This window comes from Streptomyces sp. MBT53, from assembly GCF_016654115.1.
Taxonomy (GTDB): domain Bacteria; phylum Actinomycetota; class Actinomycetes; order Streptomycetales; family Streptomycetaceae; genus Streptomyces.
Genome location: NZ_JAEQAZ010000223.1, coordinates 1 through 25,232 on the forward strand (window position 1 = coordinate 1; position 25,232 = coordinate 25,232).

The following is a 25,232-nucleotide window of genomic DNA, read 5'->3' on the forward strand; positions in this document are numbered from 1 at the left end:
AACGGGGCGTGGGCGGGGGCCAGTTCGACCACACCGCGTGCGTGCGGGCCGAAGGAGACGGCGAGCCGGCCGGAGGCCTCGGTGACCACCCGTACCGGTACGTCGACGGACGGCGTCGCCGTCAGCCAGCGGTCGAACCGCGCGTCGTGCACGGCGACCGCGCGCATACCGGGCGCGGTCCGCTCGGCCGCGTCGATGATGTGCTGGACGATCGTGGTGGCCGGGACCACCGGCCAACGGTCCGCCGCATCGGGCCAGTTGGGCCGCTGCGGGAAGAAGCAGTGGTCCATGAGGTAGGGCATGGACTCGGGGGAGACATGGACCGTGGTCTGCCATTCCCTGGGCGGGGCGGGCGGCTGCTGCCGGGGTGGAGCTGGGATGGTCGCAACCGCCCGACGACCGCCCGCGCCGAGGAGTTGGGCGGCCGTGTCGGCGGTTTCCCGCATCAGGGCGTGCAGTTCGGCGGCGGCCGGGAAGCGGTCGGTGAGTGCGTCCAGGGGGGATGTGGCGGCGCTCGTCGGGAGCGGTGTGCGCAGCTCCGCACGCAGTTTCACCAGGCTCGGGCCGTCGAGGGACACCAGCGCCCCGTCCAGGTCGAGCCGCACGGGCGGGCGTTCCTGCCGAGGCGGTCTCTTCTCCGACATGAGTGCCGCCGGGTCGACCGCTCCACCCGCCGCCCACAACGCCACTGCCACGCGCCGGAGTTGGGCGAGGCCTGAGCGGTGGGGCGAGTTGGCGGCGATCACCAGATGGTCGCGTCCGCTCAGTGTCGCGTCGACGAGAGAACCGAGCTGGCCGGTGCCGACCTGGACGAACGCGCGGTGACCGGCGTCGTACATGGCCTCGACGAGTTGCCGGAAGCGCACGGGCTCCAGCAGATGCCGGATGAAGAGTTCGCGGACCGCCTTCTCGTCCGTGGGGAACGGCGAGGCGGTCGTCCCCGACCACAGGGGGACCGTCGGCGGATGCAGGCGGAAGCGGTTCGTGGCCTCCTCGATCGGTGCGAGGTAGGGCCTCAACATCGGTGTGTGGAAGCCGGATTGGAACGGCAGCACCTGGCTCAGGACACCCTGCGCACGGAAGGACCGCACGAACGCGTCCACCGCCTCGTCCGGCCCGCACACCATCGACTGGCCGGGCGCGTTGTCGTGGGAGAGGACGATCCCGGAGTCCGGCCACTCGGCGGCGAGCGCCGACAGCACACGCTCGGCGGGAGCACCGATCGCCCCGAAGGCCAGCCCGGGCACCGTCACCGAGTCCGGGTCGAACGACTCCATGAAGTCGCTCACCTCGTCCGGCGAGTACACCCCGGCGGCCGTCATCGCCGTCCACTCGCCGACACTGTGCCCGGCGACCGCGTCCGGCACGACACCCATCCGGCGCAGCGCGGAGTCCAACAGCCGTCCCACGCCCACGACATCGAAGCCGTGGCGGCCGACATCCCCGACCTGCGCGGGAGTTGAGGACTTGTTCTCGCGCAGTCCGAAGTGCGCGGCCACGTCCTCGACCCGGGGCGTGAAGTCGCCCTCCAGACCCGGGAAGACGAACGCCAGCTTGCCGCCGCCCGCGCCGAGCAGCGGGCTCGGCGTGAACCACACATCGCTACGACCCTGCCACGCCCGCCCCTTGGCGACCGCGCGCCGAGCGAGCGCGAGCCGTTTGGCGTCCGGGGCGACGATGCCGAGCCGGGAGCGGCCGGAGAGGGAGTTGGCTGTCGCTGCTGCCAGCAGTGCGGAGTCGTCCGCGTCCAGCAGCGCGGCCAGCGCCTCGGGGCTGTCGGCGGCGAGGGTCAACACGCGTTCCGGCTCGTCGACGACCACCGCCGACGCACGGGATGCGCGAGCCCCGGGCGCCTCCTCCAGCACGACATGCGCGTTGATGCCGCCGAACCCGAACGCGTTCACCGCCGCCCGCCGCACCGGCTGTTCGGGCGTGGTCTCCCAGGGCGCCGCCTTCGCCAGCGGACGGAACCGCGTTGCCGCGAGCGCCGGATGCGGGTCGTCGCAGTGCAGGGTCGGCAACAGCGTCCCGTGGTGCACGGCGAGCGCGGCCTTCACCAGACCGGCCACCCCGGCGGCTGGCATCGTGTGGCCGATCATCGACTTCACGGAGCCGATGACCGCATCACCTTCGGGTCCGAACACCTCGGCCAGCGTGGCCAGTTCGGCCCCGTCACCGGCGGGCGTCGCCGTGCCGTGCGCCTCCAGCAGGCCGATCGAATGGGGCAGCGCCGGATCAAGTCCCGCCGCCTCCCAGGCCTGGCGTACGGCGTGGGCCTGGCCGGTCGAGTCCGGGTTGACGAGACTCGCGGCTCGGCCGTCGCTGGACACACCGGTGCCACGGATGACGGCGTAGATCCGGTCGCCGTCGCGTTCGGCGTCGGCGAGGCGCTTGAGGACGACAACTCCTGTGCCCTCGCCGATCAGGATGCCGTCGGCGTCCCGGTGGAAGGGGCGGATCCGCTGGCTCGGGGAGAGCGCGCGGAGTTGGGAGAACACGCTCCACAGGGTGATGTCGTGGCAGTGGTGGACGCCTCCGGCGAGCATCAAATCGCAGCGCCCGGCGGCGAGTTCGGTGACCGCCTGGTCGACGGCGATCAACGAGGACGCGCAGGCCGCGTCCACCGTGTACGCCGGGCCGCGCAGGTCGAGGCGGTTGGCGACGCGGGACGCCGCGAGGTTCGGCACCAGGCCGATGACCGACTCGGGGCTGTCGGGGCCGAGGCTGTCGGTGAACGCCGTGCGGATCCGGTCGAGTTGACCGGTGTCCAGGTCGGGCAGCAACTCGCCCAGGGTGCGGACGAGTTGGCCAGCCGTACGGACCCGCTGGTCGAGGCGGACCAGGCCGGGGGTGAGATAGCCGCCCCGGCCGAGCACCACACCGACCCGGTGCCGGTCGGGCAGTCGGCTCTCCCCGCCGGCGTCGGCGAGGGCGGCGGCGGCCACATGGAGGGCGATGAGCTGGTCGGGTTCGGTGCCGGGCACCGAGTTCGGCATGATGCCGAACCGGGTGACCTCGACCTCCGCGAGTCCGTCGACGAAGCCGCCGCGCCGGCAGTACACCTGATCGGCCACGGCCGGACCGCTCGCGGAGTCCGGCCGGTAGTAGTCGGCGTCCCAACGCCCGTCCGGCACCTCGCTGATGGCGTCGGTGCCCGCGAGCAGATTCCGCCAGTACGCGTCGAGGTCGGCGGCGCCGGGCAGCAGCACCGCCATTCCCACGATCGCGACCGGCACTTGACGGTCGGTCATGTCACCAGCCCGAAGCGGTGTAGACGACGGCTCCGGCCGACTCGTCGCCGAAGGCGAGTTCGCGCAGCAGGGCCGCGGTGCCCTCCTCGGGGTCGATCAGCGAGATACCGCGCCGCGCGTACTCGCGTCCCAACTCCGGTGTGACCATGCCGTGATGGCCGCCGGTGGGCGCCCACGGACCCCAGTGCACGGTCAGCGCCCGGTGCCCGGTCCGCGCCGACCAGGCGGTGCCGAGGCTCTCCAGGGCGTCGTTGGCCGCCGCGTAGTCGACCTGTCCGCGGTTGCCGAGCACGGCCGAGATGGAGCCGAACAGGACGGCGAAGGCAGGGCCGTTGGGCAGTTCCTCCAGTGCCGACAGCAGTGTCTCGGCGCCGTGCGTCTTCGTGCCGTAGACCCGCTGGAAGGACTCGGTGGTCTTCTCGGCGATCAGCCGGTCCTCGATGACCCCGGCCGCGTAGACGACACCGTCGAGACGGCCGTGCTCGGCGTGGATCTCCTTGACCGCCTGGAGCGCCGCGTCCGGTTCGCGGAAGTCGACGGAGTGGTAGCGGGCCTCGCTGCCGAGGGCCGCGAGTTCTTCCAGGGTCGCGGTGATCTCCCGCTGGGCGAGCAGGAGTTCGGCGGTGCGGTTGATCTCGGCCGGGGTGCGTCCCCCCTGTCCGGCGAGGGCCGCGCGCAGTTCGGCCGGGGTACGGGCACCCGCGGTAGCCGGGTCCTCGGGTCCGGCCGGTGCGGCCGTCCTGCCGAGGAGTTCGATACGGCACCGGGAGGCCGCGGCGAGCGCGACCGCGAACTTCGCGGTGATGCCCCGCGCGCCACCCACCAGCAGTACCACCGCGTCACGGTCGAGACCGATGGCGGCGGCCTCGGCGACCCCGTCACCGGCAGGACCGGCACCGTTGGTCGCGAGCGCGCCGAGCGGTGTCTCGGTCAGCTCAAGTCCGTGGCGTCCGGCGGCCGTTCGCAGCACGACCGGCTCGCTGCCGGGCGCCAGCAGTTCGGCGAGCAGCGCGTCGGCGACGGCGGCCGGTGCGGTGTCCGCCACCTCGACGAGGCGGGCGACCGTGTCCGGATACTCGCGCGCCACCGTACGGAACAGCCCGTGCAGGCCCGCTGATCCGCCCTCCGGCCCTTGTACGGCGATCAGTTGGCGCGGATTCCGGGCGAGCGCGGCCTGGAACACGGGGAACGCCTCGGGCAGCACCGGCGCCGACGCGGTGAGCGGCGCGAGATACAGGACGCCGTCCACCTGCCCGTCCGCTGCGGTGAGTTGGTGCTCTGGAGCGACGGTCACCGTGTCGGCTCCGTACGAGGAGAGGCGCGCGGCGATCGCTTCCGGGACGTCGCCGTCGCCGTGGAGGACGAACCGTCGGCCGCTCAGGACGGACGCCGGGTCCGCCGGGTTGTCGCTGTCCTGATGCGGCAGCAGTACCGGTCGCAATTGGAGGCGTTTGGGCGCCGAGCCCATGACCTCGTCCTGCGGGGCGGTGTCGGCTGCCGGGGCGGCGGGCCCGGTCAGCCGTGCCGACAGCCAGCCCGTGACGGAAGCCGCCGTACGGGCCTTCGCCAGGTCCTCCAGCTCGGCGTCGTCGAGCGAGGCGATGTCCGCGCCGCCGCCGATGCCCAGCCGCTGCGCCAACTCACCCGCGATCTCGGCCCGTTTGATGGAGTCGATGCTGAGGTCCGCCTCCAGGTCGAGGTCGGGCTCGATCATGTCGACGGGATATCCGGTGCGTTCGCTGATGATCTCCAGTACGACCCGCAGCACGTCGTCCTCGGTGACGGCCTCGGGTCCCGACTCCGGTTGTACGGTGGTCTGTTGGGCGACCGGAGCCTCGACGGCGGCGGGCAGGGCGAGTGTCTGCGGGAGCGCCTCGACCACGGCGGGTGCCGGTGCGGGAATCCAGGTCCCCTGGGGCACCGTCGCCTGCGTCGCGCCGAAGTAGGTCAGCAGCACGTCCCGTTGCGCGGCCACCATCTCCCGGCTGGTGCGCAGGAATTCGGAGATGAGCGCGTCCCTGTTCGCCTCGACGGGGGCGCCGCCCTGAGGGTTCGTCGTCACAGTCGTCTCCACAACGCGTCGGGCCGGTGCGAGGGCACCGGGGAGAAGGTCTCCGGCGGCGGTGCGGACCAGCTGTCCGTCGACCGTCCAGCCGGGCCGCTTGGGCACAGGAGTCCGGGCCGCGTCGACGGCGTCGCGCCCGTTGAACAGCCATCCGGTGCGCACCGGCAGCCCCGCGACGGCCAGTTGGGCCAGCGCGTCGAGCCAGCCGCGCAGCCCGCTGTCCTGCCGGGGCTCGCACGCGACGGTGCGGTGCGGACGCTCCCCGAGGATCTGGGCCACCAGCCGGGTCAGCACCGACCCGGGGCCCGCCTCGACGAAGACCCGCGCCCCCGCCTCGTACATCGCCTCGATCTGTGCGACGAAGCCGACCGGCGCGCCGATCTGCGCGGCGAGTTCGGCCCGGACCGCGTCGGCGCCCTCGCCGTACGGGGCCGCCGTGCGGTTGGACCACACGGGGAACTCGGGTGTGAGCACGGCCTGTTGGGCGAGGGCCTGGGCGAACCGTTCGCCCGCCCCCGCCACCAGCGGGCTGTGGAAGGCGCACGCGACGGGGATGCGCTTGGCGCCGAGACCGGCCTCGCGCAGCAGCCGCACGGCTTCCGCGACCGCCTCCGTCGGGCCTGAAATGACCGTCTGGCGGGGCGAGTTGTGGTTGGCGAGGACGACCGAGTCGGGTGCGCCCGCCGTCTTCAGGGCCTGCTCGACCTCCTCGGCACCGGCGGCGACCGCGGCCATGGTGCCCGGATCGTCGGCGCCGGTGGCTTCGAGGATCGCCACCGCGCGTTCGGCGCTCAGTTGCAGCAGCGCTTCCGGGGCGATGGCGCCGGCCGCGCACAGGGCGACCAGCTCGCCGTAGCTGTGCCCGGCCGCCATGTCCGGCCGTACGCCCGCCTCGGTGAGCAGCGCGTGGGCGGCGAGCCCGGCGATGCCCAGCGCGGGCTGCGCCACCCGGGTGTCGGTGAGGCCGGCCTGCTGGCGGTCGCGGGCCGTGTCGTCGAAGGCGGTCGGCGGGTAGAGCGTGTCGGCGTGGTCGCGGCCGAGGTGCAGATAGTGCTGCAGCTCGGGAAAGGCGATGAACACGTCGGCTAGCATCCCGGGCCGCTGACTGCCCTGACCGGGGAAGAGGAAGGCGACCTGGCCTGCGTCCTCCTGGAGGTCGGCCGCGTGGATCCCCGCGCCGGGATCGTGCTCGCCGGCCAGCGCCCGCCGCAACTGCCCGGCCAGCTCCTCGACATCCTTGGCCACGACGGCCACTTGGACCGGTTCATGCCGGGCGTCGGAGCGGCGGGACGCGCTGAGGGCGAGATCGCGCAGCCTCCAGGAACCCGACTCGGCGAGTTTCAGGGTCTCCTCGATGCCCCGGCGCGTCGCGACGCGGTCCGCGCCCCGGAAGGTGAACAGTTCGGCGGGCCACGCGTCCAGGCCGTGCGCGGGGGGCACGGCATCGCCGTAGGCCTGGATCACCGTGTGGAAGTTGGTGCCGCCGAAGCCGAACGCGCTGAGTCCCGCGACGCGTTCCTCGGCGGGGGCCGCCCAGGGACGAGGCCGGGCGTGGAAGACGAACGGGCTGTCGTCCTCCTTCCAGGCCGAGTTGGGCTGCTTCATGTGCAGAGTGGGCGGCTTGACCCCGGTGTAGAGGGACAGCACGGTCTTGATCAGTCCGGCCAGTCCGGCGGCGCACTTGGTGTGCCCGATCTGTGACTTGACCGAGCCGAGCGCACAACTGCCCGTCTCCGCACCGGACTCGGTGAACACCTCGCTGAGGATGGAGAGTTCGGTCCGGTCGCCCACGACCGTGCCCGTGCCGTGCGCCTCGACCAGGCCGACCGAGGCGGGGGAGACGCCCGCGTTGCGGTACGCCCGCTCCAGCGCGGCCCGTTGACCCTCGGGCCGGGGTGCCGTCAGGCCCAGAGAGCGGCCGTCGCTGGAGCTGCCGACTCCCTTGATGACGCCGTAGATCCGGTCGCCGTCCCGCTCCGCGTCCGCGAGCCGCTTGAGGACCACGCAGGCGACACCCTCGCCTAGCGCGATGCCGTCCGCCGAGTTGTCGAAGGCGCGGGAGCGGCCGGTCGGGGACAGGGCGTGCACGGAGGAGAAGAGGACGTAGTCGTTGATGCCGTTGTGGAGGTCGGCGCCCCCGCACAGCACGATGTCGCTGGTGCCGCCCACGAGTTCCTTGCAGGCGACGTCGACGGCGGCCAGCGAGGACGCGCAGGCCGCGTCGACCGTGAAGTTGGCCCCGCCGAGGTCGAGCCGGTTGGCGATCCGGCCCGAGATCACGTTGGAGAGCATCCCGGGGAAGGAGTCCTCGGTGAGCGTGGGGAGTTGCTCCTCGATGCCCTGCGGGATCCTCCCGTAGTAGGAGGGGAGTACGGCGCGCAGCGTGGTCGCGTTGGAGAGGTCGCTGCCCGCCTCCGCGCCGAACACCACGGAGGTGCGCGCGCGGTCGAACTGCCGCCCCCGGTCGCCGTATCCGGCGTCCTCCAGGGAGCGCCGGGCCGCTTCGAGGGCCAGCAGTTGGACCGGTTCGATGCTGCCGAGGGAGGTCGGCGGGATGCCGTAGCGCAGCGGGTCGAAGGGGATGCGGGGCAGGAAGCCGCCCCACTTCGACGGGGTGGCGCCGCTCTTGTCGTCCGCGTAGTGCACGGCGGGGTCCCAGCGGTCGGACGGGACCTCGGTCACCGCGTCGCGTCCGCCGAGGATGTTCGCCCAGAAGGTGGGGAGGTCGGGGGCCTCGGGGAACATGCAGGCCATGCCGATGACAGCGATGTCCAGCGGGGCGGGCGGCTCCGATTCGGCCTGCTCCGCAACTCCCAGGAGGGCACGGGCGGTTCGCGCGCTGTCGGCCAGGAAGTCGGCGGCCCCTTCGGTCACCGAGCGGTGCAGGGCGTCGATCGTGGTGGTCGCCGAACGCAGCACGGCGACCTCGCCGGCCATGAACATCCCCTCGGCGAGCTGGCGTTCTTCGTCCACGGAGGTCAGCGCACCGGCCGCGTCCCGCTCCACGCCCTTGCTGGCGATGCGGAGCCGGCCGACGTTGAGCCGTTCCAACTTCTCCCAGATCTGCCGGTCCGGGACGCCCTGCTCGCGCAACTCGGCTTCGAAGAGCAGGTAGTTGTCGCTGAACGGGCTGGGTACGCAGCGGGTGGCGTGACCGGGCGCGGTCTCCAGCAGCGCGGTCCGCGTGGCCCGGACCACCTGCTCCTGGAAGAGGGGTTGGACCGCTCCACGCGTCACCGCCTCCTCCGTGAAGAGGTAGGCGGTTCCCATCAGCACGCCGACGGCGGCGCCGCGCGCGGTGAGCGGTGCGGCGAGCGCCGCCACCATCGCCGCCGAGCGCTCGTCGTGGACGCCGCCCGCGAAGAAGACCTCGACGTGTTCGGCCGTGCCCGCTGCCGCTGTCTCCAAGAAGTCGTCCAGGACGGCGAGTTGGGCCTCCCACAGTGGGAAGCTGCCGCGCGGTCCGACGTGGCCGCCGCACTCGGAGCCCTCGAACACGAACCTGCGCACCCCGGCGTCCAGGAACTGCCGCAGCAGTCCCGGCGAGGGCACGTGGAGGAAGGTGGCGATCCCGGACCGTTCCAACGACTCGGCCTGGGAGGGGCGGCCGCCCGCGACGATCGCGTGGGTGGGCCTCAACTCCCGTACCGCTTCGAGCTGGGCGTTGCGCATCTCCTCGGGCGCGAAGCCGAGCACCCCGACACCCCAGGGCCGGTCGCCCACGGCGGCGCGGGTCTCGGCCAGGACCGTTCGCGACTGCTCGCCGCTCGCCAGCGCCAGCGCCACGAACGGCAGGGCACCGCCCCCGGCGACGGCCGCGGCGAACTCCGCCTGGTCGCTCACACGGGTCATCGGGCCCTGGGCGATGGGGAGTCGAGTACCGAGCCGGCGGCTCATCGGTGAGCCGGCGCGCAGTGCCCCGGCCGGTGCCTCGTCGCGTATCGACTTCCGTACGGCGGCGGTCAGTTCACGCACGGTCCGGCCCACGTCGCCCCAGCGCTCGGCGAACCGCGCGGCGAGGAAGCCGTCCTGGCCGACCGGGAGCAGCTGGGTGCGCGGGTCGCGGGCGCCGAGGAGTTCGGAGACCCGCTCGGCGGGCACCTGCGGGGCGTCGGGGCCTCGGCGCAGCAGCACCCGGTGACCGGCGATCACCGCGGTCTCGGAGCCGTCCATCGAGCGCAGCGCCGCTGCCGCCGTCTCCGGCAGCGACGACTCGGTGAGCAGTGCCAGCTGGCTGTCCAGCACGACCCCGGCCGCGCCACCGGCCACCGCCGCGGCGGCCGTGTGCGGGCCGATGCCGCCGCAGGCCCAGACCGGGACGGTGACACCGGGCTCGGCGAGCAGCCGTTGGAGCAGCACGAACGTGCTCAACTCGCCTATGTGGCCGCCGCTTTCGGCACCCCGGGCGATGAGCCCGTGCGCACCGGCGCGGACCGCCGTCAGCGCCTGGTCGGGATCGATGACCTCGACCAGCACCCGGAACGAGTCGGCGACCTCCTCGATCCGCCACGGAGCGTCCACGGCGAGCACGACGGTGCCAGGGCCGCCGTCGGCGGCCGTGGCGAGTTCCGAGGGGACGATCCGGCAGTGGGCCCCGACGCGTACCCCGAAAGGGCCAGGGGACCAGCGTCGGATTCGCGCCAGGGCCTCTCTGGATCTTCGGTCGCCAATTCCCAGGTCCAGTACACCGAGCCCACCGGCGCGGCTCACTGCCGCCGCGAGTCGGGCATCCGGTTCATGGAACGGCGTGATTCCAATGATCATTTCTGCGGCGCGCGCGACAGACGTCATGATTCTCCGAATAAACGGTGAAACTGCACGGTGGGGGGTTTCGGCCTGTGGGCGCCGAACGGAATCGCAGAGACGCGAGTTGGCTGGTTGAAAGCTAGCGTCACTGTTACTCGGCGGTCAACAACGGAAAGGTAAGCGCCAGGCGCAGGGAAATGATCCGGCCAGCGCGAACGAGCCCCCAAACAACCGGAAACCCCGCCAATTTCCTTCAGAGGGCACGCCATTCGGACCGCAGTGGCGCAAGCGGTCCAAAAACCCCCGGTATTCATCCGAGGCTCATGGTCCCGAAACATGGCCGACTGCGGAACGGAATTATGTAAACGTTGGGTGTCGCTGCCTCCTCGCACGAGCCGCGCTAGGTTGGCACCCATGAGCACACCCCGGGACCTGCTGATCGTCGCCATGGATGTCGCCCCCGACCACCCCGTCGAGTCGGGTGATCTCTCGCTCGCGCTCGCGGGCGCCGAGGTTGTCGACCTCCTCGCCGCCGATGCCGTCGCGCTGGACGGCGAACTGATCGTGCCGAACGTCCAAGTTCCCCTGTCGGACGGTCTGTTGGACGAGGCCGCGACCGCCCTCGTACGGGAGACGCCGTACGAGTCGGTCGAGGACTGGCTGTGGCGGCGGGGGCGGGGTCTGTCCTCGGCCTATCTCGCCGCGCTGGAGAACGAGGGGCTGGCCGCCCGGCAGCGGGGTCGCTGGATCCCGGTCCGCAGCGGCAAGGCGGCCCTGGTGGACTCCCCGGCCCGCAGCCGGGCGGCGGATCGCTGGGCCACGGGTGAACCCGTCCTCGCCCAGCTCGCCGCGGCCGTCGGCATCCGCGAGGTGTCGGACGAGGACTCCGCGAAGGTCACCGACGAGGCCCTGGACACCGTTCTCGCCACCGTCCACGACGCGGTGACGGAACTGGAGGCCGTCCGACAGCGCAAGAGCGTCGAGGACGCGGCCTATGACAACGTGTGGCGCGGTATGTGACGGTCGTTCAGTTGCCGCGCAGTGCGGCAACTGCCGAAAAGGCAGAGCCAGTTGATGGTCCTGTGCCCCAGGTGACGCCACGTTACCCATGGTAGGCACAAGGTGTGCGCCGGGCCTAGGACGCGGTCGCCCCCAGCGGAATCGTCACCGTGAACACCGTCGCCCCGGGCTCCGACGTCAGCTCGACCGTGCCGCCGTGGGCCGTCGCCAGCGAGCGCGCCACCGCGAGGCCGAGCCCGCTGCCGCCGCGGTCCCGGCTGCGGGCCTTGTCGACACGGTAGAAGCGGTCGAAGACCTGGGCCCGGTCGGCGTCCGGGATGCCGGGACCCGCGTCGGCGATCCGTACCGACGCCGTGCCCGCGGTGACCGTCACCGTCACCGACACCCGGGTGCCGGGCGGGGTGTGCACGGCCGCGTTGGTCAGCAGGTTGTCCAGCACCTGCCGGATCCGCACCGGGTCGACGCGCAGCCGCACCGGGGCCGGCGGCACCGTCACCGTCAGCGGACGGTCCGGATGCCCGGCCCGGAACGCGTCCGCCGCCTGCGCCACCAGCTCCACCAGCTCCGCGTCCTGCAGCCGTATCGGAGTCTCCACGTCCGCCGCGTCCAGGCGGGCCAGCAGGAGAAGGTCGTCGAGCAGGATGCCCATGCGGGCCGCCTCGGCGCGCAGTCGGGCCAGGTGCTTGTCCCGCTCCTCGGGTACGTTCGCCGCCGCGTACTGGAACAGGTCCGCGTAGCCGCGCACCGACATCAGCGGCGTCCGCAGCTCGTGCGAGGCGTCCGCGACGAACCGGCGCAGCCGCTGCTCCGCCTCCGCGCGCACCGCGAGGGAGTCGTCGATGTGCTCCAGCATCGTGTTGAACGCGGTGCGCGCGGAGGCGGAGCAGCGGCAGCTCCTCGATCTCAGGGCCGCCGCCCCGCTCGTCCGCGCGCAACGGCAGCCTGGCCGCCGACTCGGACAGGTCGTGCGAGGCGATGCCGTGCGCGGTGTGGGCCATGTCGCTCAGCGGCTGCAGCCCGCGCCGCAGCAGCCTGCGGCCCAGCACCACCAGCGCGAGCAGCGCAAGACCGAAGGCGACCACCTGGATGATCACGAGCTGTCGTACCGTGTCGTCGATGTCGTCCATCGGCGCACCGCTGACCAGCACCACACCGGGTTCGACCGCGCAGCCGCGCAGCCGGTACTCGCCCTCGCCCGTGAGATCGCTGGTGCGCAGCACCTCGGTGCCCTTGGCGATCTGGGCCTGTGCCACTGCCGTGAGATCGCCGATGTCGGCCGGCAGGTCCGAGCTCTCCTCGGGCTTGCGGAGCACCGGCTTGCCGTCCTTGACGTCGTACACGGCGTAGTACCAGCGGTAGTACTTCTTGCCCTGGAGCGTGCCGCTCGCCGCGATGGACTTGGACTGGGCGCCCTGGGCGAGCCCGAGCTGGTCGTCGAGCTGGGCCGACAGATAGTCCCGCATGTACGTCGTCAGGGCCGTACCCACGACGGCGAACACCACCAGGGCCAGCGCCCCCAGCCCCAGCGCGAGCCGCGTGCCGAGCCGCAGCCTGCGCCAGTTGTGACGCAGTCGTCCGATCATTCGGCGGCCTGCCGGATCACATAGCCGAAGCCGCGCACGGTGTGGATCAGCGGATCGTGCCCCTCGTCGAGCTTGCGGCGCAGCCGGCTGACCACCAGTTCCACCACATTGGAGCGGCCGCCGAAGCCGTACTCCCACACATGGTCGAGGATCTGCGCCTTGGTGAGCACGGTCGGCGCCTTGCGCAGCAGATAGCGCAGCACCTCGTACTCGGTCGGGGTGAGCGTGATCAGATGCTCGCCGCGCCGCACCTCCCGGGTGTCCTCGTCCATCGTGAGGTCCGCGACCCGCAGCACCGAGCGCGGGAAACCGGGCCCGGCGCTGCGCCGCAGCACGGTCCGCAGCCGGGCCATCAGCTCCTCCACCGCGAACGGCTTGACCAGGTAGTCGTCACCCCCGCGCGTCAGCCCGGCGACCCGGTCGGCGACCGCGTCCCGCGCGGTGAGGAACACCACGGGCACCATCGTCCCGGAGTGCCGCAGCCGGTCCAGCACACCGAAGCCGTCCAGGCCGGGCAGCATCAGGTCGAGCACCACGATGTCGGGCTGGAACTCGGCGGCGACGGTCAGCGCCTCCTCACCGGAGTACGCGCACGCGGCCTCCCAGCCCTCGTAGCGGGCGACCGTCGCGACGAGGTCGGCGATCGGCGGGTCGTCGTCCACGACGAGGAGTCGAACTTTGTCCACCCGCTCATACTGCGCCACCCGCCGATCAGCGCCAGACCCGCGGCACCGCCGCACCCACATCGATAAGTACTTGAAAGTTGTTCGACAGGAAAACGACAGCGCCCCGAGGTCAAGCTCGTCTCCCAGGACCCGATCAAGGAGCTGCCGTCCGTGACGACCGTCCAATCACCCCCTGCGCCCCCCACGGCGATACGCCCCAGGGTGGTGGCCCGCACCGGCCTGTACGCCGTGCTGGCCGCGAACGTCGCCGTGGTGACCGTCTTCTTCGCCCAGGCCGGATTCGCCTCCAACTCGCTGATCGTCATCGGCCGCCTCCTCGGCCTCTACGGCGCGCTCGTGATGGCCTTCCAGCTGCTGCTCGTGGCCCGCCTGCCCTGGCTCGACCGCCGCATCGGCATGGACCGGATGACCTCCTGGCACCGCTGGACCGGCTTCGCCCTCCTCTGGACGCTGCTCGGGCACCTCGTCTTCATCGCCTTCGGCTACGCGCAGGGCACCGACACCGGCCCGGTCGGCGAGGTCGTCGACCTCGCCGAGACCACCGAGGGCATCCTGCGCGCGCTCGTCGCCTTCGCCCTGATCCTCGTCATCGGCGCGACCTCCGCCCGCTACGCCCGCCGCCGCCTCGCCTACGAGACCTGGCACTTCATCCACCTCTACACCTACGTCGCGGTGGTCCTCGCCTTCACCCACCAGGTCGCGGTCGGTACGACGTTCACGGCGTCCTCCGCCGCGAAGACGTACTGGTACGTGGTCTGGGGCGTGGCCCTCGGCTCGGTCGCCCTCGGCCGCCTGGTCCTGCCGCTGTGGCGCAACCTCCGCCACCAGTTCCGGGTCTCCGCGGTCGTCCCCGAGTCCGACAACGTCGTCTCGATCTACATCACAGGCCGCGACCTCGACCGGCTCCCCGCCCAGGCCGGCCAGTTCTTCCTCTGGCGCTTCCTCACCAAGGACCGCTGGTGGCAGGCCAACCCCTTCTCCCTCTCGGCCGCCCCCGACGGCAACGGCCTCCGCCTCACCGCCAAGACCGCCGGCGCCGGCACGGCCGCCCTGCGCCACCTCAAGGTCGGCACCCGCGTCTTCGCCGAGGGCCCCTACGGCGCCTTCACCACCCTGCACCGCCGGAAGACCGAGTCCCTGCTCATCGCGGGCGGCGTCGGCGTCACCCCGATCCGCGCCCTGCTGGAGGACCTGGAGGGCCACGCGGTCGTCATCTACCGCGTCTCCGCCGAGCGCGACGCCGTCCTCTACGGCGAACTCGCCGAGCTGGCCCGGGCCAAGGGCGCCGAACTCCACCTGCTCACCGGCCCGCCCGTCCCCGACAAGCTGTCCTCGCGTGAACTCGCCCGCCTGGTACCGGACATCGCCGACCGGGACGTCTTCCTCTGCGGACCCCCGCCGATGATGAACGCGGTACTGCGCACCCTCGGCGACATGGGCGTGCCCAAGCAGCAGATCCACTTCGAACGCTTCAGCCTGGCGGGATGAGAGACATATCTTGAAACCTCCCCCACCTAAAGGTGGGGGATTCCTGGCTCACGTTGGCTGTGGACCGGCGGTCCGTCAGCTCTTACACGATCGGCACCAGCCGGGTTGAGACCAGCCCGGACCAGCATCACGCGGGCGGAGTTCTTGTCCCTGGGAGACGCGGTTCCGCACGCGGTGCAGGTGTAGGTACGTTCTGAAAGAGGAAGTGCGTGCTTGGTTCTCGCTCCGCACTGTGCGCAGTCCATGGTGGTGTGCGCGGGGTGTACGAGGTGCACGGTCCGGCCGTGCTTGCGGCTCATGTCCAGCAGGGCCGTCTTCGTCGTGCCGATCGCGGCGTCCGCCGCCTTGCGGGCCATCGTGGACTTCGCGAGGAACTTCGGGCGGAAGTCTTCGACCGCGAGCTGGTCGAAGTCGCGGACGATGGTTTTGGCCCATTTGCGGGCGGTGTCCTGCCGTTGCCGGGCGGCCTTCTTGTGGACCTTCGCGGCCTGGGCCTGTGCTTGCCGGTAGCCCTTGGACTGTGGCTTGCCTCTGGGGGCACAGCGGCGGGCCATCTGCTTCTGGTAACGGGTGATGCGGGTGGTGGCGGTCTTGCCGTGCTGGGGATGCGGGAGGTCGTGGGCGTCGCTGGTGGTGGTCGCGGTTTCCTTCACTCCCCAGTCGATGCCGATCACACGGCCGGTGGCGGGAAGGGCCTCGGTGGTGGTCGCCACGACGAACGAGGCGTACCAGTGGCCAAGACTGTCGCGGTAGACGCGGACGGAGGACGGCGGCTTGGGCAGGTCCCGCGACCACACCACACTCAGCACGATCCCGCCCGCGAGATGCAGGCGGCCGTCTTTGAGTCGGAACCCGCGCTGCGTGTAGTTCAACGTCGGGTCGGCCACGCGCTTCTTCTTACACTTCGGCATTCCGGCCCGCTGGTGCTGCGGCAGCCGGGCCTTGATGTCCTTCAGGGCCTTGGCGCGGGACTTGGCGAAGTCGCGGATCGTCTGCTGTTGCGGCACCGAACTGCCTTCGCGCAGCCAGGAGTTCGCGGTGCGGGCTTCGGTCAGCATCTTGTCGAGACGGGCCGGGCCGCACTTCTCCTCGTCGGCGTACGCCTTCTTCGACCGGGCGCAGCACTCGTTCCAGATCCACCGGCAGCGCGCCCACTCCGCCTCAAGGGCCGTTCGGGCGGTCGACGACACGCGGAGCCGGTAGGTGTACCGGGCACGTCCAGCAACCTCGGCTTCCTTCAGGGTCGTCATGCCACCAATCTACTACTACGCTAGGGGTATGGATGAAGAAACAAAGATCACGCTCAGGCTCCCTACGGAGCTGCACCGGTGGCTCACCGCTCAGGCCAAGTCTGCCCGCAGGTCTCTCAACTCCGAGATCGTCTACCGGCTGGAGGGTGAGCGCGACGCCGCTGTTGCGGACGCCGAATCGTCCTGACAGTGACTCGGCTTTTCCTGCCCTGCTCCGCAGGAGCGCGATTCCTCTCCGGCCTGAAGGTCGGGGCATCCTCGGAGGTACCCGGTGAAGCGAGTCATACCTGTCCTGGTGCTGTCCGTCGCGGGTCTGATCCCCGTGTGGCGCTACGAGCCGTCCATCGGGACGACGACGAGTTCGGTGAGTACGCCGAGCACGGCGGCGGTCTCGACGCCGACCCCCACCTCGACCTCCACCTCTACGGATGCCTCTTCGTCGACCCCTTCCACCTCCTCGAAGAAGGTCGTCCAGGGCACCGCGATCAACACCGAGAAGGGCACCGTGCAGGTGCAGGTGACCTTCGAGGGCGACAAGATCAGCGCCGTGAGCATGCTCCAGCAGCCGAACCACCCGCAGACCACCGCGGCCGTCCCGGTGCTGATCGAGGAGACCCTCAAGGCGCAGAGCTCGAAGATCGACACGGTCTCCGGCGCCACGATCACCAGCGACGCCTACGTCCAGTCGCTCCAGGCCGCCATCGACGCCAAGGGCGCCTGAAATGAACCGCGTTGAGCATGTGATGGGGTTCCCGGTGTCGTTGCGGATCGACGACGAGGGCGGCGGTTCCCGCCTGGACGAGACGGCGGACGCGCTGTTCGCCTGGCTGCGTGAGGTCGACGCCCGCTTCAGCCCGTTCCGCCCGGACAGCGAGGTCTGCCGTTACGACCGGGGCGAACTCCAACTCCCTGACCTCAGCGCGGACTTGACAGAGGTACTCGACCTCTGCGAGCAGTACCGGCTCGCGACCGGCGGCGCCTTCGACGTCCGGCTGCCCGGTCGGCCCCTCGACCCCTGCGCGGTCGTCAAGGGCTGGTCGGTGCAGCGGGCGGCCGAACTGCTCACCGCCGCCGGCGCCCGGCGCTTCATCCTCAACGCCGGCGGCGACGTGGTCGTGTCCGGCGGTCCGTGGCGGGTCGGCGTACGGCACCCCGAGCACGCCGACCAGCTGTGCACGGTCCTGGAGTTGACCGACGGGGCGGTGGCGACCTCCGCTCGCTACGAACGCGGCGACCACATCGTCGACGGCCGCACCGGGCGTCCCGCGACCGGACTGCTCAGCCTCTCCGTCGTCGCCGCGTCGCTGACGGAGGCGGACGCCACGGCGACCGCGGCCTTCGCGATGGGCCCGGAGGGCGTCGACTGGGCCGCCGCCCGGCCCGGCTGCGAGGTCTTCGCGGTCGACGCGGAGCGCCGGGTCCGCCGTACACCGGGATTCCCGGTCGCGACGGTGGCGGCGTAGGGACACGACCGAAGTAGCCACGACAAGCGGAAGGGCCGCCGGGGTTACCGGCGGCCCTTCCTGTCGGGAAATGTGGCTTGTGGTTCAGCTGACGTCGGACGCGTCCAGGCGGTAGAGGCCGCTGTAGGCGGAGACAGCCGTGCCGTGTGCCTTGACCCAGGTCGTGATCTCGGAGTTGGTGCCCTGGCCGCCGGTGCTGCTGACCGTGATGTAGTGCAACTTGCCCGACTTCACCAGGGACTTGAGCTTCGCGAGGGTCATCGCGTTGTCGCTGCCGGACCAGCCGCCCATGGAGATCACGGGCTGCCCCGACTCCAGGATGATCGAGGACGCCGTCTGGTCGGTGGACACCGCCAGCAGCCAAGTGGCGCCGTCCTGGTGCTTCTTGAGGTACGTGATCATCGCGGACGAGACCTGCGTGTCGCCGCCCATACCGCCACCACCGGCCTGCTGCGTACCGGACTCGGAACCGGACTCCGAGGAGGCGGAGGAGTTCGACGAGGAGGACGACGAGGACGAAGGCGCCGAACCGCTGCCCGAGGGCCGCGTGCCGGACGGGGCCGAACCGCTGGGCTTCGTACCGGACTTGGCGCCGCTCGGCGCGCCGCCCATACCGCCACCGCCACCTCCGCCGCCCATACCGCCACCGGTGCTCGGACCGGCCGTCGGGTTGGTGCCGTTGGTCGAGGAGGTCGCCGCCGAGACCGAGTAGGCCGCGGGACCGGCGAGGAGGGCGACCACGGCGGCCAGCGCCGCGAAGCCCATCAGGCGGTGGCGGTGCGTGAACCGGCCGACCAGCAGGCCGAGTACGGAGGCGATGCCCGCCACCGCGACCACGATCTCCGCGACCGTGTACACCGTGCCGGAGCCGGAGACCCGCTGGAGCAGAACGACCGCCCAGACCGTGCTGGCCGCGATGGCGACCGGCAGCACCCAGGCCCACTTCGCCGCCGCGCCCTCACGGAAGGCGCGGTACAGGAGCACCCCGCCCGCACCGGCCAGGGCCGCGATACCGGGGGCCATGGCGGTGACGTAGTACGGGTGGAAGGTGCCTTCGGCGAGCGAGAAGGTCAGGAAGTGGAGGACGAACCAGCCGCCCCAGAGCATGAGCGCCGCGCGCTTGGGGTCGGTGCGGGGAGCGCGTCCGCGCAGCACCAGACCGGCGATGAGCGCGATCGCCGCGAAGGGGATCAGCCAGGAGATCTGGCCGCCCATGATCTCGTTGAACATCCGGTATAGGCCCGAACTGCCGCCGAACGAAGCCCCGTTGCCCTGCGAGCCGACCGAGGAGCTGGCGCCGAAGATGCGGCCGAAGCCGTTGTAGCCGATGACCAGGTCCCACACCGTGTTGTCCGTCGAGCCGCCGATGTAGGGGCGGGAGGAGGCCGGGATCAGGTCGACGATCACCATCCACCAGGCGCTGGAGACGACCAGCGCGACGGTGGCGACGGCGAGGTTGCGGATGCGCTTGCCGAGGGAGACGTTGGTGGCCCAGAGGTAGACGAGGAAGAACGCGGGCAGGACGACGTACGCCTGCATCATCTTGGTGTTGAACGCGAAGCCGATCGCGACCGCCGACCACACCAGCGGCATCAACTTCCCGTTGCGGACGGCCTTCAGGAGGGCCACCGCGCCGAGCATCATCAGCAGGACGAGGATCGGGTCCGGGTTGGTGTCACGGGTGATGGCCACCGTGATGGGGGTCAGGGTGAGGACCACCGCCGAGATCGTGCCCGCCACCGCGCCGAAGTCCCGCTTGATGCTGCGGTACAGAATGGCCACCGACCCGGTGCCGGCCGCGACCATCGGGAGCATCAACTGCCAGGTGCCGTAACCGAATACGCGAGCCGATAGGCCCATCACCCAGAGGGCGAACGGTGGTTTGTCGACCGTGATGAAGCTGCCGGAGTCCAGCGCGCCGAAGAAGAACGCCTTCCAGCTCTTGGTGCCGCTGTACACGGCGGCGTCGTAGAAGGTGTTGCCGGTGATCGAGGTCAGGTTCCAGGCGTAGAGCGCCGTGGCCAGCAGCAGGATCGCCCAGAGGGCCGGGCGGGCCCAGCGCGGGTCGTCCTCCGGGCCCGTGAAGAGCCTTCTGGCGCGGGCGTTGAGGCCGCCGTCGGCGGGCGGGGCCGCCCGGTGCGAGCGGTGGGCGCTCTCCTGACCGGGGGGCGGGGCGAGGGTCGTCATGACGCGTACTCCAGGTGTTCCGCGGAAGTGGCGGGCGCCCCAGCGGGCAGGACAGGGGTGGTGGTGCGGGTGCGGTGGGGTACGGCGGCGATGCGGGCGCGGCCGGTGATCGTCTGCTTGAACATGCGGCGCATGCCCTTGAGGTCGTCGAGGGCGGTACGGACGATGTCGACGCGGCTGTCGGGGTCGTCGATCCAGTCGACCGGGACCTCGTGGATACGGAGCTTGTTGCGCTGGGCGAGGACGAGGAGTTCGGTGTCGAAGAACCAGGCGGTGTCCTCGATGTGCGGGGCGAGCGCCCGGAACACCTCGGTGCGCACGGCCTTGAAGCCGCACTGCGCGTCCGAGAAGCGGGCCGCGAGGCCTGCTTTCAGCAGCAGGTTGTAGGAGCGGGAGATGAACTCCCGCTTGGCGCCGCGCTGTACGGCCGACTGCCGGTGCAGTCGGCTGCCGATCGCCACGTCGCTGTGGCCGGACAGGAGCGGGGCGACCAGGGGGAGGAAGCCTTCGAGGCCGGTGGAGAGGTCGACGTCCATGTACGCGACCACGTCCGCCTCGGAGCGGCTCCACACGTGCTTCAGCGCGCGGCCCCGGCCCTTGGCGTCGAGGTGCACGGCGTGCACGTGCGGCAGCCGCTCGGTGAGGTCGAGCGCCGCCTGCCAGGTGGCGTCGGTGCTCGCGTTGTCCGCCACGGTGATCGTGAACGGGAACGGGAAGGACGATTCGAGGTATGCGTGGAGACGGCCGACACTGCCGGCGAGGACGTGCGCCTCGTTGTAGACCGGCACCACGATCTCGACCGACCGCTGCCGGGCGCCTCCCGCGTTCTGTTCGTTCATGACGGTGACGATCCGGGCGCTGTCTAGGGCGTGGCTGTGCCTTCGCTGAACGGCCGATGAGAATCAGCGGACTCACAGGAAGGGCACAGTCGATCCGAGACGAACCCCCAGGAAGCGGCACCCAAAACCCCTCAGGTGCCCGCCAAGTTCCCGCTACACAAGCCGTCTAGACTCTCCCCTCAACGGCCTGAGACAGCGGCCAGGAACGGGCAGTTTCTGCCACATCCGAAGGGTATTCGGCGCTTTGATACGGATAGATTCAGTCACCAAGCGGTACCCGGACGGCACGGTGGCGGTCGACCGGTTGTCCTTGGACATACCGGACCGCTCGATCACCGTCCTCGTCGGCCCCTCGGGCTGTGGCAAGACGACGACCCTGCGCATGATCAACCGGATGGTCGACCTCAGCGAGGGCACGATCTCCCTGGACGGCGCGGACATCACCAAGCAGCCGGTCAACACCCTGCGCCGGTCCATGGGTTACGTCATCCAGAACGCCGGACTCTTCCAGCACCGCACGATCGTCGACAACATCGCCACCGTGCCCCGCATGCTCGGCTGGGGCAAGGAGAAGGCCAGGGCGCGGGCCACCGAACTCATGGAGCGGGTGGGCCTCGACGCCTCCCTCGCCAAGCGGTACCCCTACCAGCTCTCCGGCGGCCAGCAGCAGCGCGTCGGCGTCGCCCGCGCCCTCGCCGCCGACCCGCCGGTCCTCCTCATGGACGAGCCGTTCTCCGCCGTCGACCCCGTGGTCCGCAAGGGACTTCAGGACGAACTCCTGCGCCTCCAGGAGGAGTTGGGCAAGACGATCGTCTTCGTCACCCACGACATCGACGAGGCCATCAAGCTCGGCACGATGGTCGCGGTGCTGCGCACCGGCGGCAAGCTCGCCCAGTTCGCGCCGCCCGCCGAGCTGTTGTCCGACCCGGCGGACGCCTTCGTCGAGGACTTCCTCGGCGCCGACCGCGGCATCCGCCGCCTGTCCTTCTTCTCCTCGGCCGGCCTCGACCTCAAGACCTCCCCGATCGTCGCGGTCGACTCCACCGCCGAGCAGATCGCCGAACGCACCACGCCCGGTGTGCCGTACCTCCTCGTCACCGACCTGGACGGCAGGCCGCTCGGCTGGAGCGAGCCCGGCGCGCTCGCCGCCGGAAGCGTCGACACCGCTCAACTCCTCGCGTACGGCCGCCCCTTCGCGGCCGGCAAGGACTCGCTGCGCGCCGCGCTCGACGGCTCCGTGCTGTCGCCCACCGGCTGGGCGGTCGGCGTGGACGACACCGGCCGGGTCGTGGGCGTCGTGTCGCAGCAGGCCGTGGGCGAGGCGATCCGCAGCGCCCACGCGGCGCTGCGGCCGGGCACGAAGGTCCTCGGATGAACGACTGGTTCCGCATCCCCAGCGACCTCCAGAACAGCTACCTCGGCCTGATCGGGCTGCATCTGCGCGAGGCGGTGATCCCGGTCCTCGTCGGCCTGGTGGTCGCGCTGCCCATCGCCCAACTCTGTGTGCGGCTGCGCTGGTTGTACCCGCCGGTGCTGTGGGTGACGACCGTGCTGTACGCGATCCCCTCGCTGGCCTTCTTCGTCGTCCTCATCGACTACACCGGCCAGACCGAGACCACCGTGATGATCCCGCTCGGCGTCTACAGCCTCGTGGTGTTCGTCCCGGCGATCGTCGACGGCGTTCGCTCGGTACCGCAGGAGACCCTGGACGCGGCCACCGCGATGGGCCTCGGGCCCGTACGCCGGTACCTCCAGGTGCAGTTGCCGATCGCCGTGCCCGCGATCATCGCAGGGCTGCGGGTGGCGACCGTGTCCAGCATCTCCCTCGTCAGCGTCGGCATGCTGATCGGCAACCAGGGCGCGCTGGGCAATCTGCTCAACGACGGTCAGATCTACCACCAGCCGCGGCTGATCTGGCTCTCCGTGATCACCACCGCCGTCCTCGCCATCGTCGTGGACGCCGTCCTGGTCGCCGTACGCCTGCTCCTCACGCCCTGGATGCCGCGCGGCACCCGCAAGGCCCGGCCCGCACCGGCCGAACCCGTACTGGAGGACGCAGCCCGGTGAACGTACTCCACTACATCAACCTGTTCTTCAGCGACAGCACCCACTGGCACGGCTACGACGGCATCCCCACCCGGCTGCGCGAGCACGTCCAGTACTCGCTGATCGCGCTCGCCATCGCCGCCGCCATCGGCCTCCCCGTCGGTCTGCTGACCGGCCACACCGGACGCGGCGGCAACACCCTCTCGCTCATCGCCACCGCCGCCCGCGCACTGCCCAGCTTCGGACTGCTGGTGCTGATGTTCGTGCTGATCGGCTTCGGCCTGGTGCCGGTGATGATCCCGCTGGTCGTCCTCGCCGTACCGCCGATCCTGGTCACCACGTACGAGGCGATGCGTTCCGTCGACCCGTCGCCGGTCGACGCCGCCCGCGGCATGGGCATGAACGAGACGAACATCCTCTTCCAGGTGGAACTGCCGGTCGCGCTCCCGCTGATCCTCAGCGGCCTGCGCTCGGCCGCCATCCAGATCGTCTCCACCGCCACCATCGCGGCCTACGTCAGCCTCGGCGGCCTCGGCCGCTACATCATCGACGGCCTCTACCAGAAGAACTACGAGAAGGTCGTCGGCGGCGCCACCCTGGTCGCCGGGATGGCCCTGGTGACGCTGGCGGTCTTCTGGGGCATCGCGCGGCTCGCGGTGTCCCCGGGGGTGCGCAGGAGCAACTGAGCGTCGTAGCAAGTGAAATGGGGGGGGGAGGGCCTGAGCCCTCCCCCCCATCTTCTGTGTCGTCCGTCAGCCCTGGGAGCGTGCGAGCGCCAGCTCCAGTACGACCAGCAGCGCGTCCCGCACCGAGCCGCGCTCCCGCGCGTCGAAGGCGATGACCGGGACCCGCTCGTTGACGTCGAGCGCCCAGCGGACCTCGTCGAGGGAGTGCTCGATCTTGCCGTCGAAGGCGTTCAGGGCGACCGCGAACGGGATCTGCTTGTGCTCGAAGTAGTCGACCGCGGCGTAGCAGTCGTCGAGGCGACGGGTGTCGACGATGACGAGACCGCCGACCGCGCCCTCCACGATGTCGTCCCACATGAAGCCGAACCGGTCCTGCCCGGGCGTACCGAACAGATACAGCTTCAGGGTCGGGTCGATGGTGATGCAGCCGAAGTCCATCGCCACCGTGGTCGTGGTCTTGCGCGGGGTGTGGGACAGGTCGTCCACGCCCGCCGCGACCTCGGTGATCGCGGCCTCGGTGGTCAGCGGCTCGATCTCGGAGATCGCGCCCACGGTGGTGGTCTTGCCCACGCCGAAGCCGCCCGCGACGACCATCTTGACCGGGAGCGGCGGTCGTACGACGGTCTGCGCAGCCGCACCGCGGGCGACCGGTTCAGTCGGTGTCACGGAGTACTCCCCGGGAGTTGGGGATGGCGCGGAGGCCATCGATGACCCTTCGCAGGACGGTTGCGTCATGGGTGATGTCGGTGTTCGGCACATGCACCGTCAGCTGTCCCGCGGCCCGCAGGTCCTCGGCGAGGACCCGCACCACGTTCAGGTGCAGCCGCAGCCGGGCCGCGATCTCCGCGAGGGACTGCGGCTGCCGGCAGGCGGCGACGATGTCGTGCTGCTCGAAGGAGAGCCGGTCGAGCACGTCGAGCCCGGCGGCCGTGGCCACCACCTGGGTCTCGACGGGGATCGGCCGCCCGGAGGCGGTGGCTCCCGCACCCGCGACCCGGCCGGCGGTGACCAGGAACGGCCGTACGGCGGAGGGCGTTCGCACCGGATCGCGATCCGGGGGCGTGTCCCCGTCCGCGCCGGCACCGCTCGGAGTGCGGCCGTCGGGCATGAGTGGCTGTTCCTCTCTCGACCGGTCGGGGACCGGTCACCGAGCCGAAGCGGCGCCGACGCTGTTCTTCAGCTGGAGCACCAGCTGCGGGTTGAGCGCGGAACCGGCACGGTTGGCGAACAGCGTCATCTCGTAGGCGATGTTGCCGAGCTTGGCCTCCTTGTCGGTGACGACGCCGAGGACGGCGCCGCTGCCGATCGCGGAGACGAGGACGTGGCCGCCCTCCAGGTCGATGATGACCTTGTTCAGGCCGCCGAGGCCGTAGTTGCCGGAGGCGCCCGCGGCCAGGCTGGTGATGCCGGAGACGATGGCCCCGAGCCGCTCCGAGTGGGCGTGCTCGCGCAGTTCCGCCACGGCGATCAGCAGACCGTCGGAGGACACCGCGATGGCGTCGACGACACCCGCGGTCTCCGTCGCGAAACGGTTGAGCAGCCAGTTGAAATCGGCCGCGGCTGCCTGCAGTTCGGCCGGCGTGGTGCCTCCCCTGGGAGTTTCACCTGTCGACGTACTCACTGCTCCGCTCCTTTCGGGAGATGGTTCCGGTCGTGCGGGTGGTCCGCGTCCGAGGGGCGCAGGCCCGTGAGGGTGTCGCTGTCGCGATTGGCCTGCTCCACGGCTGCCTCGAACTCTTCGAGGGCCGAGCGGACGGCGTCCGCGTCGGCGGGCCGGGGGGCCTGCCTGGCGGCTTGCTGGGCGGCGTCTTCGGCGCCCGTACGAAGGGTGGCGCCCTTGACCCGTCGGCGCAGGGGGCGGGAGCCTCCGGGGCCGGTGTCGAAGGCGGCGGAGTCGTCCGCCGGGGCGTGGTGGGTGAGGG

General features: G+C 71.1%; 17 protein-coding genes and 2 pseudogenes. 8 read left to right on the forward strand and 11 right to left on the reverse strand.

Annotation, left to right across the window (positions count from 1 at the left end; genetic code table 11):
• Together JHN45_RS44410 and JHN45_RS44415 are read right to left on the reverse strand one after the other, a co-directional pair.
• On the reverse strand, positions 1–3,251 hold a 3,251-nt coding region (locus JHN45_RS44410), incomplete at its 3' end, for a type I polyketide synthase (RefSeq protein WP_201055055.1).
• A 1-nt stretch (position 3,252) separates the two neighbouring features.
• A complete protein-coding gene (locus JHN45_RS44415) occupies positions 3,253–10,107 on the reverse strand; it encodes an SDR family oxidoreductase (protein WP_374195681.1) in 6,855 nt (2,284 codons plus the stop codon).
• Positions 10,108–10,476: 369 nt separating this feature from the next.
• Here JHN45_RS44415 and JHN45_RS44420 point away from each other — a divergent pair, with 369 nt between their 5' ends.
• Positions 10,477–11,082: a GPP34 family phosphoprotein gene (locus JHN45_RS44420; protein WP_201055056.1), complete on the forward strand. Its 606-nt coding sequence runs from the start codon at positions 10,477–10,479 to the stop codon at positions 11,080–11,082.
• 115 nt (positions 11,083–11,197) lie between these two features.
• On the opposite strand, the pseudogene JHN45_RS44425 reads toward JHN45_RS44420, so the two are convergent.
• Both JHN45_RS44425 and JHN45_RS44430 read right to left on the reverse strand, forming a co-directional pair.
• A pseudogene (locus JHN45_RS44425) lies at positions 11,198–12,665 on the reverse strand (sensor histidine kinase).
• Complete coding sequence (locus JHN45_RS44430) at positions 12,662–13,351, reverse strand: response regulator transcription factor (RefSeq protein ID WP_307783370.1); 690 nt, start codon at positions 13,349–13,351, stop codon at positions 12,662–12,664. Before JHN45_RS44430 ends, JHN45_RS44425 begins: the two are co-directional and overlap by 4 nt.
• Before the next feature lie 150 nt (positions 13,352–13,501).
• Here JHN45_RS44430 and JHN45_RS44435 point away from each other — a divergent pair, with 150 nt between their 5' ends.
• The gene (locus tag JHN45_RS44435; RefSeq protein WP_201055057.1) at positions 13,502–14,839 is read left to right on the forward strand and encodes a ferric reductase-like transmembrane domain-containing protein; all 1,338 of its coding nucleotides are present in this window, start codon (positions 13,502–13,504) and stop codon (positions 14,837–14,839) included.
• Positions 14,840–14,865: 26 nt separating this feature from the next.
• On the opposite strand, the gene JHN45_RS44440 is transcribed toward JHN45_RS44435, so the two are convergent.
• Positions 14,866–16,089: an RNA-guided endonuclease TnpB family protein gene (locus JHN45_RS44440; protein ID WP_201055058.1), complete on the reverse strand. Its 1,224-nt coding sequence runs from the start codon at positions 16,087–16,089 to the stop codon at positions 14,866–14,868.
• Positions 16,090–16,117: 28 nt separating this feature from the next.
• Between JHN45_RS44440 and JHN45_RS44445 the strand changes: the two genes are divergently transcribed.
• The 3 genes from JHN45_RS44445 (at position 16,118) to JHN45_RS44455 (ending at position 17,552) form a co-directional block, all read left to right on the forward strand.
• On the forward strand, positions 16,118–16,276 hold the full coding sequence (locus JHN45_RS44445) for an Arc family DNA-binding protein (protein ID WP_201055059.1): 159 nt from the start codon (positions 16,118–16,120) through the stop codon (positions 16,274–16,276).
• Between the two features lie 84 nt (positions 16,277–16,360).
• Positions 16,361–16,810 (forward strand): FMN-binding protein, encoded by a 450-nt coding sequence (locus tag JHN45_RS44450; protein ID WP_201055061.1) that lies wholly within the window; start codon positions 16,361–16,363, stop codon positions 16,808–16,810.
• A gap of 1 nt (position 16,811) precedes the next feature.
• Positions 16,812–17,552, forward strand: coding sequence for an FAD:protein FMN transferase (locus tag JHN45_RS44455; RefSeq protein WP_201055062.1), 741 nt, complete (start codon positions 16,812–16,814; stop codon positions 17,550–17,552).
• A gap of 84 nt (positions 17,553–17,636) precedes the next feature.
• Here JHN45_RS44455 and JHN45_RS44460 read toward each other — a convergent pair whose 3' ends face one another.
• On the reverse strand, positions 17,637–19,739 hold the full coding sequence (locus tag JHN45_RS44460; protein ID WP_201055064.1) for a glycosyltransferase family 39 protein: 2,103 nt from the start codon (positions 19,737–19,739) through the stop codon (positions 17,637–17,639).
• Complete coding sequence (locus tag JHN45_RS44465) at positions 19,736–20,578, reverse strand: dolichyl-phosphate beta-glucosyltransferase (protein WP_201055066.1); 843 nt, start codon at positions 20,576–20,578, stop codon at positions 19,736–19,738. The genes JHN45_RS44460 and JHN45_RS44465 overlap by 4 nt, the downstream gene beginning before the upstream one ends.
• 244 nt (positions 20,579–20,822) lie before the next feature.
• On the opposite strand from JHN45_RS44465, the gene JHN45_RS44470 reads away from it, so the two are divergent.
• The 3 genes from JHN45_RS44470 to JHN45_RS44480 are packed head-to-tail and all read left to right on the forward strand — an operon-like array spanning position 20,823 to position 23,310.
• Positions 20,823–21,953, forward strand: coding sequence for an ABC transporter ATP-binding protein (locus tag JHN45_RS44470; protein ID WP_201055068.1), 1,131 nt, complete (start codon positions 20,823–20,825; stop codon positions 21,951–21,953).
• Entirely contained in the window at positions 21,950–22,645 is a 696-nt protein-coding gene (locus JHN45_RS44475) for an ABC transporter permease (protein WP_200715198.1), read from the forward strand. Before JHN45_RS44470 ends, JHN45_RS44475 begins: the two co-directional genes overlap by 4 nt.
• Positions 22,642–23,310, forward strand: coding sequence for an ABC transporter permease (locus JHN45_RS44480; protein ID WP_200715197.1), 669 nt, complete (start codon positions 22,642–22,644; stop codon positions 23,308–23,310). The genes JHN45_RS44475 and JHN45_RS44480 overlap by 4 nt, the downstream gene beginning before the upstream one ends.
• A 66-nt stretch (positions 23,311–23,376) precedes the next feature.
• Here the strand turns inward: JHN45_RS44480 and JHN45_RS44485 are convergent, their stop codons facing one another.
• From JHN45_RS44485 to JHN45_RS44500, 4 genes and pseudogenes are all read right to left on the reverse strand, one after another.
• Positions 23,377–23,976 (reverse strand): ATP/GTP-binding protein, encoded by a 600-nt coding sequence (locus JHN45_RS44485; protein WP_200715196.1) that lies wholly within the window; start codon positions 23,974–23,976, stop codon positions 23,377–23,379.
• Entirely contained in the window at positions 23,963–24,418 is a 456-nt protein-coding gene (locus JHN45_RS44490) for a DUF742 domain-containing protein (protein WP_200715195.1), read from the reverse strand. Before JHN45_RS44490 ends, JHN45_RS44485 begins: the two co-directional genes overlap by 14 nt.
• A gap of 36 nt (positions 24,419–24,454) precedes the next feature.
• Positions 24,455–24,931 (reverse strand): roadblock/LC7 domain-containing protein, encoded by a 477-nt coding sequence (locus tag JHN45_RS44495; protein WP_019071413.1) that lies wholly within the window; start codon positions 24,929–24,931, stop codon positions 24,455–24,457.
• A pseudogene (locus JHN45_RS44500) lies at positions 24,928–25,232 on the reverse strand (ATP-binding protein); the annotation flags it as partial. The gene JHN45_RS44495 and the pseudogene JHN45_RS44500, both read right to left, overlap by 4 nt.

What these genes read in the sequence shown, in the direction of transcription:
- JHN45_RS44415 (WP_374195681.1), bottom strand. Translation starts at nt 10,107, where the DNA reads ATGACGTCTGTCGCGCGCGCCGCAGAAATGATCATTGGAATCACGCCG.
- JHN45_RS44420 (WP_201055056.1), top strand. Translation starts at nt 10,477, where the DNA reads ATGAGCACACCCCGGGACCTGCTGATCGTCGCCATGGATGTCGCCCCC.
- JHN45_RS44490 (WP_200715195.1), bottom strand. Translation starts at nt 24,418, where the DNA reads ATGCCCGACGGCCGCACTCCGAGCGGTGCCGGCGCGGACGGGGACACG.
- JHN45_RS44445 (WP_201055059.1), top strand. Translation starts at nt 16,118, where the DNA reads ATGGATGAAGAAACAAAGATCACGCTCAGGCTCCCTACGGAGCTGCAC.
- JHN45_RS44440 (WP_201055058.1), bottom strand. Translation starts at nt 16,089, where the DNA reads ATGACGACCCTGAAGGAAGCCGAGGTTGCTGGACGTGCCCGGTACACC.
- JHN45_RS44455 (WP_201055062.1), top strand. Translation starts at nt 16,812, where the DNA reads ATGAACCGCGTTGAGCATGTGATGGGGTTCCCGGTGTCGTTGCGGATC.
- JHN45_RS44465 (WP_201055066.1), bottom strand. Translation starts at nt 20,578, where the DNA reads ATGAACGAACAGAACGCGGGAGGCGCCCGGCAGCGGTCGGTCGAGATC.
- JHN45_RS44460 (WP_201055064.1), bottom strand. Translation starts at nt 19,739, where the DNA reads ATGACGACCCTCGCCCCGCCCCCCGGTCAGGAGAGCGCCCACCGCTCG.
- JHN45_RS44475 (WP_200715198.1), top strand. Translation starts at nt 21,950, where the DNA reads ATGAACGACTGGTTCCGCATCCCCAGCGACCTCCAGAACAGCTACCTC.